This window comes from Micromonospora sp. WMMD712, assembly GCF_029581295.1.
Lineage (GTDB): Bacteria > Actinomycetota > Actinomycetes > Mycobacteriales > Micromonosporaceae > Micromonospora > Micromonospora carbonacea.
Genome location: NZ_CP120743.1, coordinates 690,288 through 708,648, shown reverse-complemented (window position 1 = coordinate 708,648; position 18,361 = coordinate 690,288). Strand labels below are relative to the sequence as shown.

Sequence of the window (18,361 nt, the reverse complement as noted above, 5' to 3'; positions counted from 1 at the left end):
AAGAGGTGGGTCCGCTCAGTGTCGCGGCCCGTTGGTCGTCTCGACGCGGGCGATGAGCTGCTTGAGCCGCGCGATCTCGTCGGCGAGGGCGGTGGCTCCGGCGGTGGTGAGGGTGATCCAGGTGCGGCCGCGTCGTCCCTCGTAGCCCTTCTGGATCTCGATCAGGCCGGCCGTCTCCAGCACGCTGAGGTGCTTGGAGAGGTTGCCGGCGGTCAGCTCGAGGTGGGTGCGCAGGTAGCCGAACTCGACCCGCCGGGCCTCGTGCGCGATGGTCAGGATGCCCAGCCGTGCCCGCTGGTGCACCACCTCGTCCAGCCCGCTGGCCGGGTGCCCCGCGTCCGGGTCCGGAGTGCCGGTCGTCGCCGTCACCGCTGCCGCCTGCGGGCTGCCCGGAGGAACCCGGCCGCGCCGAGCAGCAGCAGCGCGCCGCTGACGACCTGCGGCACCGCGAACCGGGCCTGAAGCCCCCAGCCGGCCGGTCCCCAGCCCTCGTTCATCGGCAGCACCAGCAGGACCAGGGCCAGGTAGGCGAGGGTGAACAGCAGCAGCCCGATGTTGCGTTCGATCCGGGCCAGCACCACCAGCGCGATCCCGATCATGCCCCAGGGTGAGACCAGCCGGTCCAGGAGCAGCCACCAGTACGGCAGCGGCTGATCCGGCAGCGGATGATGCGGAAAGTACCGGGCTGCGGCCACCCAAGCGGCGGTGGACACGACGGTCGTCGCGGCGCCGGCGATCGCGTACGGCACCGCCCGGGCACCCAGGCCCCGTGACCGGGCGGCCCGCACGTAGCAGACGGCGATCCCGGTATAGGCCAGCAGGAGCGCCGGGGGCCAGTAGAACAGCACGCCCCGCCGAGCGAACTCGCAGCTGGTGTCGGGGTGGCAGTGCGCCTGCATGCCGAGCCAGTCGAACGGGATTCCGAGGAGCGTCACCACACCCAGCACCAGCAGGGCGGCCCAGGTCAGCCGTTGGTCGAGGCGCACCTGGTGCGCCAGGGAGCGGATGTCGGACAGCAGTCGGCGGGGGTCGCCACCGGCGGTGACCGGCTCAGTAGTCATGCCAATAGGTTTCCACAGCAAACCTATTGGCGCTAGTGCAGAACCGGGTCCAGCCGGCGACGCCTGCACCCGGCAGCCGGCCGACAACCGTGCCGCCCTCACGCGAACCGGCGCAGCACGCCGTGCGCGAAACCCGTTTGGGCGCTCCCCACGGCCGCTGATACCTTTCGGGAGGCCGTGCGAGAGACCGAGGAGGTGGTACCCGTGAACGTTTCGACATGGGTGCTCCCCTCCGGGGTCACGGTCGGGCGATAGGTCGTCCGGGAGCGCCGCTCACGAGCACTCCCGAAAGGCACGACCATGCGATTCACCACCGAACGGCACCTCGACGGCGGCGTCGTCGAACGCGAGTTCGCCCTCGGCGAGGTTCCCGGCCTCCTGTGGACGCCGGCCGCCGCGTCCGCGCCGGTCCCGCTGATCCTGCTCGGCCACCCCCCGCTCGGACTGCACAGGATGTACCCCCGCCTGGCGGCCCGGGCCCGACACGCCGTGGCGGACGGCTTCGCCGCGGCCGCCATCGAGCTCCCCGGCAGCGGCGACCGGCCCCGGTGGGCCACCGTCGAGCAGGCCCGCGCCGACCTGCGCCGGGCCATGGCGGCCGGCGGGCCGGTCAGCGACGAGATCATCGACGCCCTCGTCCTCCCGCTCGTCGACAGGGCGGTCCCGGAACTACGGTCCGCCCTGGACGCCCTCCTGGCGCTGCCCGAGATCGGCGGCCCGGTCGGATACTCGGGCGGGCTGATCTCCGTGGGCATCCGGCTCGCGGTGGTCGAGCCCCGCATCGTGGCCGCCGGCCTCTTCGCCGGGAGCCTCGTGCCCCGCGTCATGTTCGAGGAGGCCCGGCAGGTCACCATTCCGTTGCACGTCCTGCTCCAGTGGGACGACGAAGGAAACGACCGGCAGGCGGCCCTGGACCTGTTCGACGCCTTCGGCTCCCCGGAGAAGACGCTGCACGCCAACATGGGCGGACACACCGGTGTCCCGCAGTCCGCCGGGCAGGACGCGGCGGGTTTCTTCGCCCGGCACCTGCTGCCGTCGCCGGCGGTGCCCGGGTGAGCGCCGCCGCGCGGCACCGGAGGTGACCGCCTTCGCGTCGAGCACGCCGCCGAGCCGGACGATCAGCGGGAGCGCGACGTCGCGCTCCCGCGCCGACGGTCCGTCGCGTGCTACGACTGCCTGCGTCCCGAGGCCGCCAGCCGGTCGGCGAGCGCGACGACACGGTCGCGGAGCTCGTCCGGGCGTTCGACGACGAAGGGCAGGTCGAGCGCAGCGAGGACGGCGGGCAGCCAGTCGAGGCGCTCCGCCCGGATCTCCACGCGCTGCCAGCCCTCGTCCCCGTCCTCACGCACCTCGGCGACGCTGGCCGGGAGCCGGCTGCGGATCTGCTCGACTGTTCCGTGTATCCGCAGCGTCACGGCATGCCGGCGCGGCGCCTGTGCCATCGAGGCGAGCAGGCGACGTGCGGGATCGTCCCCGGCGGGCGGCGGCGCGAACGAGCCCGGCAGCGTTCGCGCGTCGGCGATGCGGTCGAGCCGGAAGGTCCGGTCCTCGCCCAGCTGTGGATCGGCTCCCGTGACGTACCACCGGCCGGAATGGTTGACCAGCCCGAACGGGTGCAGAACGCGGGTGCTGCGCCGGCCGTCGCCCGAGGTGTAGTGCAACGAGACCGGCCGCCGGTGGCGGACCGCGTCGGCGACGGTGAGCAGCACGCCCGTCTGTGGCGCAGGGAGCTCGTCGGGTGCGGCGGTGAAGGCGAGGGATTCGCGCACGGCGTCCAGCCGCTCGGCGGTCCGCGCCGGCAGGACGCGTCGGATCTTCGCGGCGGCCGTCTCGCCCGCCGTGCCCGTCGCCGTCGCCAACCCGGCGCGGCGGCCGGCGACCAGGCCGAGCAGGACGGCCAGGGCTTCGTCGTCGCTGAGCATCAGCGGCGGCAGCCGATACCCGGCGGCGAGCCGGTAGCCGCCGTAGCGGCCGCGCACCGATTCGACCGGCACCCCGAGGTCGACCAGGTGACCCACGTAGCGCCGCACCGTGCGCGGTTCGACGCCCAGGCGGTCGGCGAGCTCGGCCATCGTCCGGACGCCGCCGGACTGTAGGAGCTCCAGCAGCGTGAGCACCTGAGCCGTCGGTCGTGCCACGGCCTGACCCTAGCAGCGAATACTGGACCATATCTGTCCAGTATTCGCTCTAGCGTGGGGCTCGCTTCTGATCCGATCCGCACCGAGCAGGGAGAAGGCATGGACTTCGTCTCGATCCGCGTCATCACCGACGACATCGACCGACTCGTCGGCTTCTACGAGACCGTCACGGGCGTGCGGGCGGCCTGGGGCAACGAGGACTTCGCCGAGTTGCGCACCGCCCACGGCACGCTGGCCATCGGCAGCACCCGCACGGTCGCGCTGTTCGCGCCGGGCTCGGCCCGCCCGGCCGCCAACCGCACCGTGATCATCGAGTTTCTCGTGGACGACGTGGACGCGGCCTACGAAAAGCTGAAGGACACGGTGGCGGACGTCGTGACCGAACCCACGACGATGCCGTGGGGAAACCGCGCCCTGCTCTTCCGCGACCCCGACGGCAACATGGTCAACTTCTTCACCCCGGTGACCCCCGAGGCGATCGAGAGGTTCGGCCGGTGACCTGTCCGGGTCGCGCGGGGGGCGGCCCGCCCGGGCGGGCCGCCCCCCGCGCCCGCCCCGTCGCACCGGTGGCGGGCTGCTATCAGGCTTCGGGGATCTCGCCCTTGAACGTGTCCAGAGTGATCAGGGCGGGGTCGGGGCCGCCCCGGACGCCGGTGTCGAGAGCGTCGATCGCGTTCAGCTCGGCGGCCGTGAGGACGAAATCGAAGATGTCGAGGTTCTCCCGGATGCGCGCGGGATCGGCGGACTTGGGGATCGCCGAGCGGCCCTGCTGCAGGTGCCAGCGGAGCATCACCTGGGCCGGAGTGCGGTCGTGGGCCGCCGCGATCGCCCCGATCACCGGGTCGGCCAGCACGCTGCTGTGGTTGGTGCTGCCCGCCCATCCGGGATAGAACGTCACGCCGCCGATCGGCGACCACGCCTGGGTGACGATGCCACGTTCGGCGCCGGCTTTCTGGGTGTCCGGCTGCCGGAAGTACGGGTGAACCTCGATCTGGTTCACGGCGGGCACGACGGTGGCCGTGTCGAGCAGCGCGTCCAAGGTGTCCGGCGTGAAGTTGCTGACGCCGATCGCCCGGACCCGGCCTTCGGCCAGCAGCGTCTCCAGCGCGCGGTACGCCTCCCGCGTACGGTCGAATGCAGTCGGCAGCGGCTGATGGAGAAGGACCAGGTCGATGTGGTCGACGCCGAGCTTGCGGGCGCTCTTGTCGAACCCGTGCAGGGTCCGGTCGTAACCGTAGTCGCTGATCCAGAGGCTGGTCTGCAGGAACAGCTCGGCACGGGGCACCGCGGAGGCGGCGATCGCCGCACCGACCTGGGGTTCGCTGAAGTAGGCGGCGGCCGCGACGAGGTGCCGGTAACCGGCCGCCAGCGCGGTCTCGACCGCAGCCTGGGTCTCGGCCGGCGGGTTCTGGAAGACGCTGAAGCCGAGAGCCGGCATCGGGACGCCGTTGTTGAGGGTCAAAGTGTCCATGCCCATCAGGTTCGGCCCCCGCCGGGCGCCGAACCAGTGCCCTCCGCGACGGTAGGAACCGGATTACCAGGGTTCACGGCGTGACCGCGTGGACCGCGCCGACCCGCAGGAACTCCAGGCGCTCGGCGGCGGCGCTGCCGGCCGCCGCAGTGTAGACGGTGATCCGCAGGTCGGAGCCGGTGACGGTCAGCACGTCACAGTCCAGCACCAGATCACCGACCAGCCGGTGGTGCACCGTCTTGCGGGAGCTGAGATGCCGTCCCGCCGCGCCCGAGCGCCACAGGCTCCGGAAACGCGGGCTGGCCGCGGAAACCTCGGCGACGAGGGTACGCAGCTCCTCGTCCTCCGGATAGGTGGTGACGGCCTGACGCAGGTCGGCGACCAGCGCCCGTTCGATCTCCTCGTCCGGCCCGTGGGTGTTCGCCCAGCTCGGGGGCGCGCAGAAGGTCGCCCGGATCACGTTGCGGTCGGCGGCCGGACTGCCCGCCGGGTCACCGTAGAGAGCGCTCCACATGGTGTTCCAGGTGATCAGGCTCCAGTCCGCCGCGTAGACCGCCACCGGGTAGTCGGTCATCCGGGTGACCAGCCGCTGGACCCCGGGCGGAATGTGCACCGGCACCACCCGGCCGGCCGGCGCCGGCAGCCCGGCGGCCTGATGCAGAAGGGCGTTCTCTGCCTCGTCGAGTTGCAGCGCGCGGGCCAGCGCGGCCACGATCGGTTGACTGGGCCGCCGTGACCGGCCCTGCTCCAGGCGGACCAGATAGTCGACGCTCACCCCGGCCAGGCCGGCCAGCTCCTCACGGCGCAGCCCCTGCGCCCGGCGTCGCCCGTGCCCGGACAGGCCCACGTCGGCGGGGGAACACCGGTCCCGCCACGCCCGCAGGAGACTGCCGAGATCGTTCGTCATGTTCCCATGATGGCCGCGTTCCCGACGGGTTGCCTGGTAACGCCGTTCCTACCGTAGCGGCGGGCCCTGGCTACCCGGCCGGAACCGGACGACCCTCGACGTATGACACCATCTCTCGCCGGGCGCACCGTCGTGATCACCGGAGCCAACAGCGGCATCGGCCGCGCCACCGCCCGTACCCTGGCCGGCCGGGGCGCCCGCGTCGTCCTCGCGGTCCGCGACCCGGACCGGGGCCGCGCCGCCGCCGCCGACATGCCCGGCCGGACCGAGGTGCGCCACCTCGACCTGGCCGACCTGTCCTCGGTCCGCGCGTTCGCTGCGGCCTGGACCGAACCTGTCGACGTGCTGATCAACAACGCGGGGGTGATGATGCCACCGCCGGATCTGACGGTCGACGGCTTCGAACCGCACTTCGGCATCAACCACCTGGGCCACTTCGCCCTCACCAACCTCCTGCTCCCGCGGATCACCGGCCGGGTCGTCACCGTGTCCGCCGGCGGGCACCAGGCCGGCACCCTGGACCTGGACGATCCGCACTGGAGGAACCGCCCCTACCGGCCGTTCTCGGCGTACGCCCAGTCCAAGCTCGCCAACCTGCTCTTCACCGCCGAACTCCAGCGCCGCCTCACCGCGTCCGGCTCGGCCGTCCTCGCCACCGCCGCCAACCCCGGCCTGGCCGCCACCAACCTGCTCAGTCACGGCGGCAGCCGGGCGGCCCGCTGGACGAACGCCCTGCTGCGCCCGCTGTCCCAGTCCGACGTGGGCGGCGCCCGAACCACCGTGCACGCCGCCACCGCCGACCTGCCCGGCAACAGCTACGTCTCACCGAGCGGCGTGACCCAGTCCCGGGGCCGCCCCAAGGTCACCACCCCGTCGAAGGCAGCCCGCGACCCCGAACTTGCCCGCCGCCTCTGGACCCTCTCCGAGAGCATGACGGCCACCACGTTCCCCCTGCCCCTGCGGAGCAGGCCGTAGGTCCGGTCCCGATAAACCTGACAATGTGAGCCTCTGTTGAGCTGGGGTTTATCAGATGCGTCGGGTCGTCCATCTGGCATCGGGTCCGCCGTATCTGATAGGCGCTGACCGCCCGTAACTGATCGAAGTCCCGCGACCGCCGTGTCCTCCATCGGGCTGTCAGGGGTGCAGTGGCGTGCGGCGGGGGATCACCTTGCGATACGCGATACGCCAGCCAGCCGTTTCGCGGCGTACGACGTCCTCGTAGACGACGCTACCCACGCTGCCGGTGGCGGAGATCCCGATCCCTTTCGAGCGCACCCGCACCGTGCCGTCCGGATCCTCAGTCACGCAGATGTTCGTGACGTGATGGCCGACGGGGTTCGCGTCGCCTACCGCCAGGCTGGCTTCGCTGATCGCGTCGTACCCGTGCAGTTCCCCGAGCCCGAACGCGGAGACGTCGTAGACGACGTCGGCGCAGAACAGCTCGTCCATCCGGTCGAACTCGCCGCTGTCCATCAGATGGCCGTGCAACGAGACCAGCTCATGCACCGCAAGCCTGTCTTCGACTGAAAACGCCACCAGCGGCTCCCCTCAACCCGAAAGACGGACAACCTCGGGGGGCACGTCGCCAACCCACCGACGTCGATCTTTTTATCAGGTTGCCTGGGCCGCTTATCAGACATGTGGTCCGGCGTATCAGTTGCGCGGGAACGTGTCAGCTACAGCGGGACCGGACAGCCGTAGCTGACCGCCGGGGTCACGCCATAGTCGCCGCCGCGCACATAACTGTCATTATGGTGTGCTGATGATTTGCCCGTTTTGCCGCATCCAATTACCGCATTGCCATTACCGGTAATCCGATAATTATCCGGCTTGTCGGCCGGGCCGCCGGCTGGCACGGTCGGGGCATGACGGCCACGGACGGAGCGGGCGTACGCGCCGCCGTGGACGAGATGGGCCGCGTCCTGCGGCCGCACACCGAACGCGACTGGGCGGTGCCGGCCGGAACCCTGGAGTGGGACTGCTGGACCACGGCGGCGCACGTGGCGCACGACCTGCTCGCGTACGCCGGGCAGTTGGCCGGCCGGCCCGCCGACGGCTACCTGCCGTTCGACCTGCGGGTCTCCCCCACCGCGACGCCCGCCCGGGTGCTGGCCGTCGTCGCCGCCTGCGGCGGACTGCTCGCCACCGCCGTCGACGCGGCCGATCCGGACCTGCGGGCCTGGCACTTCGGCCCCTGCGACCCGGCCGGGTTCGCCGCCATGGGCATGGCCGAGACCCTCCTGCACACCCACGACATCACCCGGGGCCTCCGCGTCGACTGGCAGCCGCCCGCCGCGCCCGCCGCCGCCGTGCTGGCCCGCCTGTTCCCGGACGCCCCGCCCGGCCCGCCCGCCGAGGTGCTGTTGTGGATGACGGGACGGGCCGAGCTCGACGGACGGCCCCGCCGCGCCGCGTGGACGTGGCAGGCCGCCCTGCCCTGACCGGGCTTCAGCGCGGTTTGGCGGACATCCCCGTTCGGCTGGGGATCAGGTCGTCGTATGGCGGATGATCGAGCGGGCGATCCGCTCGGTCAGCCCCGGCGAGAAGAAGGGATGGTGGCCCATTCCAGGCACGATCTCCAGGTGGGCCGCCGGGATCTGCGCCGCGACGGCTTCGCCGTGGGCTTGAGGGAACAGCGGGTCGTCGCTGCCGTGCAGGACCAGGGTCGCAGCGGTGATGCGGGACAAGGAGGCCCGCCGGTCGTCGTCCCACCGCCGGCCGGCGAGATCGTGATTCGAGGCGGCAGCGACGTTGTCGGCCCGGGCGTAGCAGTGTTCGACGAACCGTCGCGCGGCGGCCTCGTCGAAGGGCAGGACGTCACCGTTGAGCACTCGCCAGGTCCGTATGTCGGCGTCCATGCGCTGCTGGGCCGTCGTGCGTGGCGCCTTCGCCGAGTCCAGCACGTGGTGGAGGAACCGCGCCGTCGGAGGCGGGAGCCCGTCGGCCGCAGCCGGTTGACCTGCCATCGCCCGCGCCCATGCCGGGCCGGGGTTGTTCCCCATGGGAGAGGAAGCCATGGCCGTCAGGGTGCGGACACGGGCCGCCTGATGCACGGCGAGCCACTGCCCGATCGCCGCGCCCAGCGACGTCCCGACGACGTGCGCGGCGGTGACTCCGTGACCGTCCAGAACGGCGGTGGCGTCGGCCGCCATGTCGGCGAGCGCGTACGGATGAGTCGTGAAATCGACGGAGTCGGAACGGCCGGTGTCACGGTGATCGAATCGGATCACCTGCCGGCCGCTGTCCAGGAGAGCTTCCACGAGCTGATCGGGCCAGCCGATGCCCTGCGTAGAGGTGCCCATGACCAACAAGACAGTGGGGTCGTCAGGGCGACCGAAACGCTCGGTCCACAACCGGACCCGCCCGGAACGGACGAACTTCTCCTCACCAGTAAGCATGCCGGGCACCGTAGCCGTCACCGGATGGCCCCGAAGCCGCTACCCCTTGTAGCCGAAAATGATGCTCATGAGATAATGAGGAGGTGGCCGAGAGCGCCGCACCGTGGCGGGTTGAACGGCTTCTGCCCAGCACAAGCCCCACAGCTTCTTCGGTTTCTGCCCACCTGTCTGGATGGAACGGGCGGCGGCGCTCAGACCGCGGCCTGCTGACTGCGGCGCATGGCTCGGCGAAGGGCTTCGCGCAGCGGTGGGGCGGGTAGCTCGCGGGCGTGTTCGGTGGTGAATGCCTGGAGCAGGTACTCGACGATGCGTTGCCAGGCGTCCGGGGCGGTGCCGACGGTGGCGGCGACGACTCCGGCGTTGGCCATGAGCAGCAGGATCATGTCGTCGGGGTGGAAGTCGGCGCGCAGCTGCCCGGAGGTCTTGGCGCGGTGCACGATGGTGACCCAGTCGCGGTAGGCGCCGGCTCGGCGGCCTTCGAGGTCCTCGATCGCGGGGTTGGTGGCGGCGAAGGTCAGGGTGAGCAGGTCGGCGAAGCCACGGTCGCCGGACTGCATCGCGCACACCCGGCGCACGTAGCCGCAGAACCCGGCCCACGGATCCGGGTCGGCGAGCGCCTGCGCCGCAGCGTTGGCGTAGTCGGTCATCTTGTCGGTGAACGCGGCGGCGATCAGGGACTCGCGGTCCGGGAAGCGGCGGTGCAGAGTCGCCTCCCCGACGCCGGCCCGCCGGGCGATCTCGTCGAGCGGCACCTGTAGCCCTTGTTCGGCGAACGCGTGCCGGGCGGCGGTGATGATCGCGTTGCGGTTGCGCGCAGCGTCGGCACGCAGGGGCTTCTCGGTGGGTGTCCGGCTCGTCACACTCTCACGATCGCACAAGTGGAGCCACGACGCCACTTGCCTGCTACGGTCAAGTGGAGGCAAGGCACCACTTATTCGTGACGTGATCAGGAGACAGCGATGACGGACACCGCAACGGTGACGAACGCCCCGCCCGCAACGGGTCAGCTGACGGTCGAGGTCTGGACCGACCTTGGCTGCCCCTGGTGCTACCTCGGTAGCCACCGGCTACGCCACGCCATGAACCGCGCCGGGGCCGCCGGCATCACGCTCATGCTGCGCTCGTTCGAGCTGGACCCGGACGCCTCGGCCGAACCGATGACGATCCCGGAGATCCTCACTCGCAAGCACGGCCTGCCGACCCAGGCCGCCATGCAGGCCGAAGCCGCCATGCAGGCCCAGGCCGCCGCCGAAGGGCTGCCCTTCAGCACCGACCGGGTGCACGCCAACTCCTTCGACGTGCACCGCGTGCTGCAGCTGGCGAACCGGCACGGTGCCGGCGCCGTGTTCTTCGAGACCGTGCAGAAGCGCTACTTCGCCGGCGAGACCAACCCGTACGACCACACGAGCCTGACCGAGGTCGCCGTGGAGGTGGGCCTGGACGGCGACGAGGTTCGCGCCGTGCTCGCCAGCGACTCCTACGCCCAGCAGGTCCGCCGCGACGAGCGGCGCGCCCGTGAGCTCGGCGTCACCGGAGTCCCGTTCGTCCTGCTCGGCCAGCGGTTCGCCGTCGCCGGAGCCCAGTCGATCGACGCCTACGCCCAGGCCATCAGCCGCGCCCGCGAGTCCCGCTCATGACCAGCGCCCCGACCGCGCCCGCCGACCAGGCCGATCCGGTCCCGCAAGCCGACCCGGCACCGCGCGCCGCAGACCCGAAGGGGCCCGGCGAGCAACCGCCCGAAAGCACCGTCATCCACCTCGTGTCAGGCGGCGACAGCTGCCGGCCGGGAGAGCTCTGCACCTGACAACCCACCGGCACACCCCGAAAGGAACCACCATGCCCACCATCGCCATCGTCGGCGCGGGCTCCGGCCTCGGCCAGTCCATCGCGAAGACCTTCGGCAGCAACGGCTTCTCCGTCGCCCTCGTGTCCCGTACCCAGAGCAAACTCGACGCCCTCGCCGCCGAACTCGGCCGGGCCGGCGTCGACGCCGCCGGTTTCGCCGCCGACGTCATGGACCGCTCCTCGCTGGTCGACGCCTTCGCCCGGATCAAGCAGCGCTTCGGCACCGTCGACGTCCTGGAATACTCGCCCGCCCCGCACACCCCGGTTCCCGGCATCACCATGGCGGGTCCCCTGGACGTCACCGTCGAGAACATCCAGCCCCAGCTCGACTACTACCTGTACGGCGGCATCACCGCCGCCCAGCAGGTCCTGCCCGACATGCTCGAACGCGGCAACGGCACCCTGCTGTTCACCACCGGCGGCGCTTCGGTCAACCCCACCCAGGCATCGCCGGAGTTCGCCAACATCGCCATCGCGGGCGCGGCCCTGCGCTCCTGGGTCCTCAAGCTGCACCAGGTCACCGAGGGCACCGGCGTCTACGCCGCCCACGTCCCCCTCTCGGTCTGGATCGGCGCCGGCGGCCCCGAGACCCAGCCCGACACGATCGCCCGGCACTACTGGGACCTCTACATCAAGCGGGAGGGCGCCGAGCACCACTACACCGCGCTCTGACAGCCCGCAACCCTTCTGGATCGGCCGAGTTGGGCACGCTCGGCGGCGGTCTCGCCGGGCGAGGGGTGATGCGTGTCGGGGTCCCTGTTCCATGACCAGGGTGCGGTCGAGCCGTGATCTCAGGCCACGGAGCTGCTGACGCTCTTCAGCGCTCAAGGCGAACGCGCCCACCTGTCGCCCTCCCCGACGTCGCCCACCTGAACGACCCGGCTCTGGAGCAGACACTTCACCCGAGCCGGGTCCCGGCGGCGTCGCCGGGTGCGAGCGAGGGCCAGCGGTACGCGGCCCACTCCGGCCAGCCCCGCCACCCCGACGGTGGGCCGGGGACGGGGCCGCCGTCGAGTTCGGCGGCGTCCGGCGCCTGGAACTGCCCGCGCCACATGTCGATGTCCGCATCGCTCATCGGGAACGTCGTGTGCGGCGCGGTCGCCCGGCGGTGGACGATCCGCGCGCGTTGGACGGTCCTGTCGACCGGCAGGTAGACGATGTGGGAAACCGCGCCGGCCGACGTCGCCAGCCAGCGCAGCGCCGACCGTTCGTCGCGGCTCCAGAGCCCGAAGTCGAGCACGACGTTCGTGCCCAGGCGCAACGCCTGCAGGGCCAACCCGATGAGCTGCCCTTCCAGCAGGTCGCGTTTGCCCTCGGGCTGCGCTCCGTCGAACAGGGGGATCATCCACTCGTCCGGGGTCAACCGCAACGCGCGGTGTGCCCCGGCGAGTTCCCTGGCCCGGGTGGTCTTCCCGGCGCCGGGAAGCCCGACCATCAGGAGCAGCCTGGCGGGTCCGGGCCGCGCCTGCTGGTCGGGCTTCGTGTCCGTGGCGGCCGCGGCCAGCTTGTCGCGGCCGGCGGGAGACGTCTCGGAACCGCGGTCCTGACGCCTGGGGCGGAACTGCTGCGGCATGGGTCTGCTCCCCGAATCACGCAGGGCGATCCGGCAGCACAGCGGGACGCGGGTGGCTGCCGGCGGGACCTGATCCGGCGGTACGCCTGGCGTCGCCCCCCGGCGGAGCCGGAGGTCAGGCTGCGGTCACGGGCGACCGCGATACCGCCCGGCGGCGGTGCGGATGTTCATGGCGGCGGAGCAACCCATGCCCCCGACCATAACCGACGGCGCGGGTGTCGCTCGACCGGTGCCCGCCGACGTCCCCCGCCGCGACCCGTCGTTGGAGGCTTTTCCCGAGGCTGAGCTGTCCCGATCGGGACAGGTTTACACCGTTCGTTCAACGATACCGTTGAGGGAATGACCATCCGGAACATGGCCCGCGAACTCGACGGGGCCGCCATCTCGGCCTTCCTGCGTTCCCTGCCCGCCCGTCCCCTGCTGCTCGGCCTCGGCGAGGCCCGGCACTTCGTGGGGGAGTTGGGCGAGCTGCGCAACGAGATCTTCCGGCACCTGGTCGAGCACGAGGGCTACCGGTCGTTCGCCATCGAGAGCGACTGCCTGAAGGGCCTCGTGGTCGACGACCACCTCGCGACCGGTGCCGGTGACCTCGACGACGTCATGGCGCGCGGCTTCAGCCACGGCTTCGGCGCGTCGCCGGCCAATCGTGAGCTCGTGCGTTGGATGCGCGCCCACAACGAGAAGCACGACGAGAAGCTGCGGTTCTTCGGGGTCGACGGCCCGCTGGAGTACTGGGCGGCAAGCCCCCGCGAGGCGCTCACCGCCCTGCACGGCCTCCTCGACGGCCCGCTGCCCTGCACCCGGGAAACCCTCGACGCGCTGCTCGGCCCGGACGAGCGGTGGTCGGACGAGGCCACGGTCATGGACCCGGCCCGGTCGATCGGCCGGTCCGCCGACGCCCAGCGGCTACGGGTGATCGCCGACGAGCTGGTGGCGCTGCTCGACACGCAGCTGCCGCAGCTGGGCGTGCGCGACCGGGAGCGGGCGCAGCTCTACGGACGTACCGCCGTCGGCCTGCTCCGCTACCATCACGCGATGGCCGACCCCGGCGCGGCCCGGATCTCCCGGTTGTCGGCGCTGCGGGACGCGATGATGGCCGCGAACCTGTGTGCCGTCGCCGCGCACGGCCCGGCGCTGGTCTTCGCCCACAACCTCCACCTGCAACGCCACCGCAGCCGCCTGTCGCTCGGCGACCAGCACGTGCAGATGTGGAGCGCGGGGGCGATCACCGCGGCCCGGCTGGGCGACCGGTACGCCTACCTCGCCTCGGCCTTCGGCGCCGTCGGTGGCGACACCCCGGCTGCGGACTGCGCCGAGGGCGTCCTGGCCACCCTGCCGTGGGACGCCGCCCTGGTCGGCGGCCGGCACCTGGCCCAGGTGGCCACCGGAGCCTCCCCCCGTGTCTCCCGGGACTTCGCCTACTTCCCGCTGGACCCGGCCCGGCTCGACGTGATCGACGGCGTCGTCTTCGTCCGGCAGGCCGTCGACCTGGGTGCGCCCGGCTAGTAGCGGGACGTCAGGGCCGCCGCCACGGCCACCGCCACCGGCGGCGGCGAGGGCCGGGGGCGCGCGGCGGCGCCGCTGCCGGCCGTGCCGCCGCCACCGCCTGCGCGTGGGCGCGTTCCCGGTCGGCGCGCCACCCGGCCACCACCTCGTCGGCGTTGGCGGGACGCACGACGACCTGCGGGCCGGTCGGGTTGCGCAGCCAGGCGACGACCTCCCGGTTGAGGTCGGCGACGTACGCCCGCACGGCCGCCTCGGTGGGCAGCCCCCGCACCTCGTCGGGCAGCCGTTCGATCCGGCGGCGCAGCAGCAGCGGCGTGGGCAGCAGCAGGTCGCTGGGCAGCTTCTCACGCTCCAGGAAGCTCTTGATCCACCACGACTCGTCGTAGGGCGTGCCCCGGCCCGGCAGCGGTTTGCCCGCGCCGGGCAGGTTGTCGAACTCGCCGCGTTCCTGGGCGGTGCGGATCTGCGCCTCGGCCGCGGCCTCCCACCTGTCGCTCACCCGGCACCTCCCCGGCCCCACGGTACCCGTCCGGCCGTGTCGGTGACCGGGGCGCGGTGAGGTCGCGTGGTTCCGGTGCCCTAGCCCGCCGGGTAGAAGAGGAACAGTCTGCAGCCGGTGACGGTCGCGGGCACGTGCCACGATCCGGCCGGGGCGTGCAGGAACGTGCCCGCCGGGTAGTCGCGCGCGCCGTCGTGGAACGTGCCGTCGAGTACGTACACCTCTTCGGGGCCGGGCGTGTGGACGTCGCGGCGCGGCCACGACGAGCCGGGGTCCATCTCGAGCACGGCGGCCTGCGCGCCGTGCGGTCCCCGCCACAGCGGACGCACCCGGACGCCGGGGAAGAGTTCGCGGACGGGGGCCGTCTCGACGCGTACGGCGGTGTAGCCCTCCTGGGCCAGGATCTCTGGATGCATGCCCTCCACGGTGCCGCCGGGGAGCCCCGCACGACAGCGGCGACGAGGACACCGTGGGGTACTTTCTCGCCATGCATCGCGTGGTCGCCCTGGTACGACCGGTGCAGTCGACGTTCGGGCTGGGCTGCGCCGCCGAGGTCTTCGGTACGGTGCCCCCTGGCACGCCCCGCCACTACGAGTTCGAGGTGTGCACGGAGCGGCCCGGGCAGGTGTCCACGTCAGCCGGGTACGCGCTGTCGGTGTCGCGGGATCTTTCGGCTCTCGATGCCGCGGACACCGTGGTGATCCCGGGCTGGGCGCCGGTGGAGGCGCCGCTGTCGGCGCGGGTGCGCCGTGCGCTGCTGCGGGCCCACGCCCGGGGGGCGCGGCTCGTCGCGATCTGCGGCGGCGTGTTCGCGCTGGCCCGCACCGGCCTGCTCGACGGCCGCTCGGCCACGACGCACCGGGCCCGCGCCGACCGGTTGCGGCAGGAGTTCCCCCGGGTGCGCGTGGACGCGGAGGTGCTCTACGTCGATCACGGGGACGTGGCCACGAGCGCCGGCGCAGGCGCCGGCATCGACCTGTGCCTGCACCTCGTCGGGAAGGATCACGGGGTCGGGCACGCGGCGCTTGTCGCGCGGTACATGGTGATGCCGCCGCACCGCGGCGGCGGCCAGACCCAGCCCGTGCTGACCGGGCCGGCCACGGACAGCCTGGACGGGCTCCTGGAGTGGGCCGAGGCGCGTCTGGGAACGGCGTTGTCGGTGAGTGACCTTGCGGCGTATCTGCACGTCTCGCCCCGGACGCTGGCCCGACGGTTCGCCGAGCAGCTCGGCACGAGCCCGGGCGGGTGGCTGCTGTCGCGCCGGGTGGCGCGGGCACGCACGCTGCTGGAGGAGACGGACCTGTCGGTGGAGGCCGTCGCGGTCCGGGTCGGCCTCGCCTCGGCGGCGAATCTGCGCCGTCGCTTCCGGGCTCGGGTGGGCGCGACCCCGGGCGCCTACCGGCGGGCGTTCCGGGGCTCCGCGACCTGATGCCGCGCGCTGCTGCTCACCCTCGGGGGGCGACGTGGCGGTCGCCACCGGGGCGGGGTTCGCGTACGGCGAAGGCGAACCGGCGGCCGGCTGCGGACCAGCCATCGGTGGGCGTCGCGGGCGTCGTTGACGTAGTGTCGCCCACCGCCGCGGCCGGCGTCGTCCCGTGGGCGGGCCGGGGTCAGGGCGTCCCGGGGTGGCGGTGGCGGCGCACGAGGCCGGCGGCCAGCGGCGCGGCGTCGAGGTCACCGGCGGCGATCCGGCGGGCGACGGTGCGCCGCACGAGGCGGTCGGCCAGGGCGGGGGCGTGGCGGGCGACGGCCAGTTCGAGGCGGCCCCGGGCGGTGGTGGCCACGTGGCGCGGGGCGCGGCGGGCGGCGGCGGCGCGCAGGATCGCCGCGACGACGCCCTCGACGGGTTCGGGCCGGGACACCCCGTCCAGGGACAGTCCGGCGCGGGCGGTGCTGTCGTGGATGGGTGAGGCGACCATGCTGGGGTAGACGACGGTGACGCCGACGTGGGTGCCGACCTCCAGGCGCAGCGCGTCGGCGTACGCGACGAGGGCGCGTTTGCTGACCCCGTACGCGGCGGCCAGGGGCAGCGGCAGCACCGCCATCCGGCTGGCCACGAAGATCACCCGGCCGCGGTCGGCGACGAGGGCGGGCAGGGCTGCGGCGGTGGTGCGCCAGGCGGCGAGGAGGTTCACCTCGAGCTGTTGGCGCACGGTGTCGTCGGGGGGCAGTTCGGCGGGGGCGGGGCCGCCGACGCCGGCGTTGTTGACCAGCAGGTCGAGGCCGCCGAGCCGGTCGACGGCGGCGGTCACGGCGGTGGCGGTGCCGGCCGGGTCGGTCAGGTCGACGCCGAGCACCGGGGTGTCGGGGTGGTCGTGGGCGTGCAGGTCGAGGCCGACGACGTGGGCGCCGGCGGCGTGCAGGGCCGCGCACAGGTGCCGGCCGAAGGTGCCGCGCGCGCCGGTGACGAGGGCGCGGCGGCCGGTCAGGGCGCTCACGTCGCGTCCCGGGCGGCGCGGCGGGCGCCGGCGGCCAGTTCGCGGCCGAGCTGCGCCAGGTAGGTGTCGAAGTCGACGCGCATCGCCGGGCGGCGGTGCCCCCACCGGGCGGTGGCGGCGCGCAGTTCGGCGCGGCAGGCGGCGCGTTGGGCCGCCGGGGCCGGTGGGGCGTACCGGCCGGCGAGGCGGGCGGCGACGAGGCGGGCCTGCGCCTCCAGCAGGGGGAACGCCGCCCCGGTGGACTGGGTCAGCCCGACGAAGGCCAGGCCGGGGGCGTCGAGGTGGAACACGTGCCGGTACAGCGGCAGGGTGTCGGGGCCGACGCCGAGCAGGGCGGGGTCGAGGAACGGCATCTCGATGCGGTAGCCGGTGCACCAGACGACCAGGTCGACGGCGTCGACGCGGCCGTCGGCGAACTCGACCTCGTCGCCGTGGAACGCGGCGATGCCGGGGCGGGCCTCGATCGCGCCGTGGGTGAGCCGCGACAGCAGCGCGTCGGAGAGGGTGGGATGGTCCTGGAGGAGGCCGTGGGTGGGGGCGGGCAGCCCGTAGCGGGTGGGCGGGCCGACGGCGGTGGTGAGCAGGGCCTGGCTGATCCGTTGGCGCAGCCGCCAGGGCAGCCGCCGCGCGAGCGCCCCGTTGAGGGTGTCCGACGGGCGGCCCAGCAGGTGCTTGGGCACCACCCACACGCCGCGGCGCAGCGACAGCAGCGTGCGTCGGGCGGTGTGGGAGGCGTCCACGGCGATGTCCATGGCGGAGTTGCCGCCGCCGACGACGAGGACCCGCCGGCCGGCGAGCTGGTCGGGGCCGCGGTAGGCGTGGCTGTGGAGCTGTTCGGCGGTGCTGTCGCCGGCGGGCGGGGGCTCGGGCGGGCGGGGGACCCGGTTGTGGCCGTTGGCGACGACGACGGCGGCGACGGTGACCTCGCTGACGCCGTCGCCGCCGGTGGCCCGCACGGTCCACCGGTCGTCGGGGCCACGGGTGACCCCGACGACGGTGTGCCGCAGCCGGACGGCGTCGAGGAGCCCGAAGCGCCGGGCGTAGTCGTGCAGGTAGCCGGCGACGCGGGTGTGGTGGGGGTAGTCGGGCCAGTGGGCGGGCATGGGGTGGTCGGCGAACTGGGTGCGGGTCCGGCTGGTGTTGAGGTGCAGGGTGCGGTAGGCGGGCGAGTCCGGCGCCCCGTACACCCACAGGCCGCCGACGGTGTCGGCCGTCTCGAAGGCCACGGCCGGCACGTCGGCGTCGGCGAGGGCCTTGAGGGTGGCCAGGCCGGCGGCGCCGGCGCCGATCACCGCGACCCGTGGGGGCTGCCCCATGTCGTCGTCCTCCCCCACATTAATCCAACACTCGATGGATAATGCGGGGGTCGATGGCCCGGCGTCAAGACGTCCGGCCCTCGCGGGCCGGTAATGCGGTCGACGCCGCCGCGCGCCGCGGTTACCTTACGGACCTCACGTCCCGTGGAGGTGTTCCGGATGCCCGTGTCGAGCGCGCCCGCCCAGCAGACCCCCGCCCTCGACGTGAG

At 73.0% G+C, this 18,361-nt stretch carries 21 protein-coding genes; 8 read left to right on the top strand and 13 right to left on the bottom strand.

Going from position 1 to position 18,361, the window contains the following annotated elements; genetic code table 11:
- Positions 1 to 15: 15 nt before the first annotated feature.
- The gene (locus O7633_RS02740) at positions 16 to 369 is read right to left on the bottom strand and encodes a transcriptional regulator (protein WP_282325811.1); all 354 of its coding nucleotides are present in this window, start codon (positions 367 to 369) and stop codon (positions 16 to 18) included.
- Positions 366 to 1,061 carry a hypothetical protein gene (locus tag O7633_RS02735; protein WP_282325809.1) on the bottom strand — a complete coding sequence of 232 codons (696 nt, stop codon included), beginning with the start codon at positions 1,059 to 1,061 and terminating at the stop codon, positions 366 to 368. Before O7633_RS02735 ends, O7633_RS02740 begins: the two co-directional genes overlap by 4 nt.
- Positions 1,062 to 1,361: 300 nt before the next feature.
- On the opposite strand from O7633_RS02735, the gene O7633_RS02730 reads away from it, so the two are divergent.
- Positions 1,362 to 2,117, top strand: a complete 756-nt coding sequence (locus O7633_RS02730; protein ID WP_282325808.1) for an alpha/beta hydrolase — start codon at positions 1,362 to 1,364, stop codon at positions 2,115 to 2,117.
- 110 nt (positions 2,118 to 2,227) lie between these two features.
- Here O7633_RS02730 and O7633_RS02725 read toward each other — a convergent pair whose 3' ends face one another.
- The gene (locus O7633_RS02725) at positions 2,228 to 3,199 is read right to left on the bottom strand and encodes a YafY family protein (RefSeq protein ID WP_282325807.1); all 972 of its coding nucleotides are present in this window, start codon (positions 3,197 to 3,199) and stop codon (positions 2,228 to 2,230) included.
- Positions 3,200 to 3,298: 99 nt separating this feature from the next.
- On the opposite strand from O7633_RS02725, the gene O7633_RS02720 reads away from it, so the two are divergent.
- Entirely contained in the window at positions 3,299 to 3,697 is a 399-nt protein-coding gene (locus O7633_RS02720; RefSeq protein ID WP_282325806.1) for a VOC family protein, read from the top strand.
- Positions 3,698 to 3,779: 82 nt separating this feature from the next.
- Here O7633_RS02720 and O7633_RS02715 read toward each other — a convergent pair whose 3' ends face one another.
- Together O7633_RS02715 and O7633_RS02710 are read right to left on the bottom strand one after the other, a co-directional pair.
- On the bottom strand, positions 3,780 to 4,670 hold the full coding sequence (locus O7633_RS02715) for an aldo/keto reductase (RefSeq protein ID WP_282325805.1): 891 nt from the start codon (positions 4,668 to 4,670) through the stop codon (positions 3,780 to 3,782).
- A gap of 73 nt (positions 4,671 to 4,743) precedes the next feature.
- The gene (locus O7633_RS02710; protein ID WP_282325804.1) at positions 4,744 to 5,577 is read right to left on the bottom strand and encodes a helix-turn-helix domain-containing protein; all 834 of its coding nucleotides are present in this window, start codon (positions 5,575 to 5,577) and stop codon (positions 4,744 to 4,746) included.
- A 102-nt stretch (positions 5,578 to 5,679) separates the two neighbouring features.
- Here O7633_RS02710 and O7633_RS02705 point away from each other — a divergent pair, with 102 nt between their 5' ends.
- Complete coding sequence (locus tag O7633_RS02705) at positions 5,680 to 6,552, top strand: oxidoreductase (protein ID WP_282325803.1); 873 nt, start codon at positions 5,680 to 5,682, stop codon at positions 6,550 to 6,552.
- 159 nt (positions 6,553 to 6,711) lie between these two features.
- Here O7633_RS02705 and O7633_RS02700 read toward each other — a convergent pair whose 3' ends face one another.
- Positions 6,712 to 7,113 carry a nuclear transport factor 2 family protein gene (locus O7633_RS02700; protein ID WP_282325802.1) on the bottom strand — a complete coding sequence of 134 codons (402 nt, stop codon included), beginning with the start codon at positions 7,111 to 7,113 and terminating at the stop codon, positions 6,712 to 6,714.
- Between the two features lie 329 nt (positions 7,114 to 7,442).
- Between O7633_RS02700 and O7633_RS02695 the strand changes: the two genes are divergently transcribed.
- The gene (locus tag O7633_RS02695; protein WP_282325801.1) at positions 7,443 to 8,018 is read left to right on the top strand and encodes a maleylpyruvate isomerase N-terminal domain-containing protein; all 576 of its coding nucleotides are present in this window, start codon (positions 7,443 to 7,445) and stop codon (positions 8,016 to 8,018) included.
- Between the two features lie 45 nt (positions 8,019 to 8,063).
- On the opposite strand, the gene O7633_RS02690 is transcribed toward O7633_RS02695, so the two are convergent.
- Positions 8,064 to 8,975 carry an alpha/beta hydrolase gene (locus O7633_RS02690; protein WP_282325800.1) on the bottom strand — a complete coding sequence of 304 codons (912 nt, stop codon included), beginning with the start codon at positions 8,973 to 8,975 and terminating at the stop codon, positions 8,064 to 8,066.
- Positions 8,976 to 9,166: 191 nt separating this feature from the next.
- Positions 9,167 to 9,835 carry a TetR/AcrR family transcriptional regulator gene (locus O7633_RS02685; protein ID WP_282325798.1) on the bottom strand — a complete coding sequence of 223 codons (669 nt, stop codon included), beginning with the start codon at positions 9,833 to 9,835 and terminating at the stop codon, positions 9,167 to 9,169.
- A gap of 99 nt (positions 9,836 to 9,934) precedes the next feature.
- Between O7633_RS02685 and O7633_RS02680 the strand changes: the two genes are divergently transcribed.
- Together O7633_RS02680 and O7633_RS02675 are read left to right on the top strand one after the other, a co-directional pair.
- Complete coding sequence (locus tag O7633_RS02680; protein WP_282325797.1) at positions 9,935 to 10,612, top strand: DsbA family oxidoreductase; 678 nt, start codon at positions 9,935 to 9,937, stop codon at positions 10,610 to 10,612.
- Between the two features lie 199 nt (positions 10,613 to 10,811).
- Positions 10,812 to 11,492 carry an SDR family NAD(P)-dependent oxidoreductase gene (locus O7633_RS02675; RefSeq protein ID WP_282325795.1) on the top strand — a complete coding sequence of 227 codons (681 nt, stop codon included), beginning with the start codon at positions 10,812 to 10,814 and terminating at the stop codon, positions 11,490 to 11,492.
- A 226-nt stretch (positions 11,493 to 11,718) separates the two neighbouring features.
- Here the strand turns inward: O7633_RS02675 and O7633_RS02670 are convergent, their stop codons facing one another.
- Positions 11,719 to 12,393 (bottom strand): ATP-binding protein, encoded by a 675-nt coding sequence (locus O7633_RS02670; RefSeq protein ID WP_282325793.1) that lies wholly within the window; start codon positions 12,391 to 12,393, stop codon positions 11,719 to 11,721.
- A 339-nt stretch (positions 12,394 to 12,732) separates the two neighbouring features.
- Between O7633_RS02670 and O7633_RS02665 the strand changes: the two genes are divergently transcribed.
- Positions 12,733 to 13,899, top strand: coding sequence for an erythromycin esterase family protein (locus O7633_RS02665; RefSeq protein ID WP_282325791.1), 1,167 nt, complete (start codon positions 12,733 to 12,735; stop codon positions 13,897 to 13,899).
- A 10-nt stretch (positions 13,900 to 13,909) separates the two neighbouring features.
- Here O7633_RS02665 and O7633_RS02660 read toward each other — a convergent pair whose 3' ends face one another.
- Together O7633_RS02660 and O7633_RS02655 are read right to left on the bottom strand one after the other, a co-directional pair.
- Complete coding sequence (locus tag O7633_RS02660) at positions 13,910 to 14,398, bottom strand: DUF1992 domain-containing protein (RefSeq protein ID WP_282325789.1); 489 nt, start codon at positions 14,396 to 14,398, stop codon at positions 13,910 to 13,912.
- 80 nt (positions 14,399 to 14,478) lie between these two features.
- A complete protein-coding gene (locus O7633_RS02655) occupies positions 14,479 to 14,814 on the bottom strand; it encodes a cupin domain-containing protein (RefSeq protein WP_282325788.1) in 336 nt (111 codons plus the stop codon).
- A 71-nt stretch (positions 14,815 to 14,885) separates the two neighbouring features.
- On the opposite strand from O7633_RS02655, the gene O7633_RS02650 reads away from it, so the two are divergent.
- A complete protein-coding gene (locus O7633_RS02650; protein ID WP_282325786.1) occupies positions 14,886 to 15,827 on the top strand; it encodes a helix-turn-helix domain-containing protein in 942 nt (313 codons plus the stop codon).
- A 181-nt stretch (positions 15,828 to 16,008) separates the two neighbouring features.
- Here O7633_RS02650 and O7633_RS02645 read toward each other — a convergent pair whose 3' ends face one another.
- A complete protein-coding gene (locus O7633_RS02645; RefSeq protein WP_282325784.1) occupies positions 16,009 to 16,836 on the bottom strand; it encodes an SDR family NAD(P)-dependent oxidoreductase in 828 nt (275 codons plus the stop codon).
- The gene (locus O7633_RS02640; protein ID WP_282325782.1) at positions 16,833 to 18,152 is read right to left on the bottom strand and encodes an NAD(P)-binding domain-containing protein; all 1,320 of its coding nucleotides are present in this window, start codon (positions 18,150 to 18,152) and stop codon (positions 16,833 to 16,835) included. Before O7633_RS02640 ends, O7633_RS02645 begins: the two co-directional genes overlap by 4 nt.
- Positions 18,153 to 18,361 lie beyond the last annotated feature (209 nt).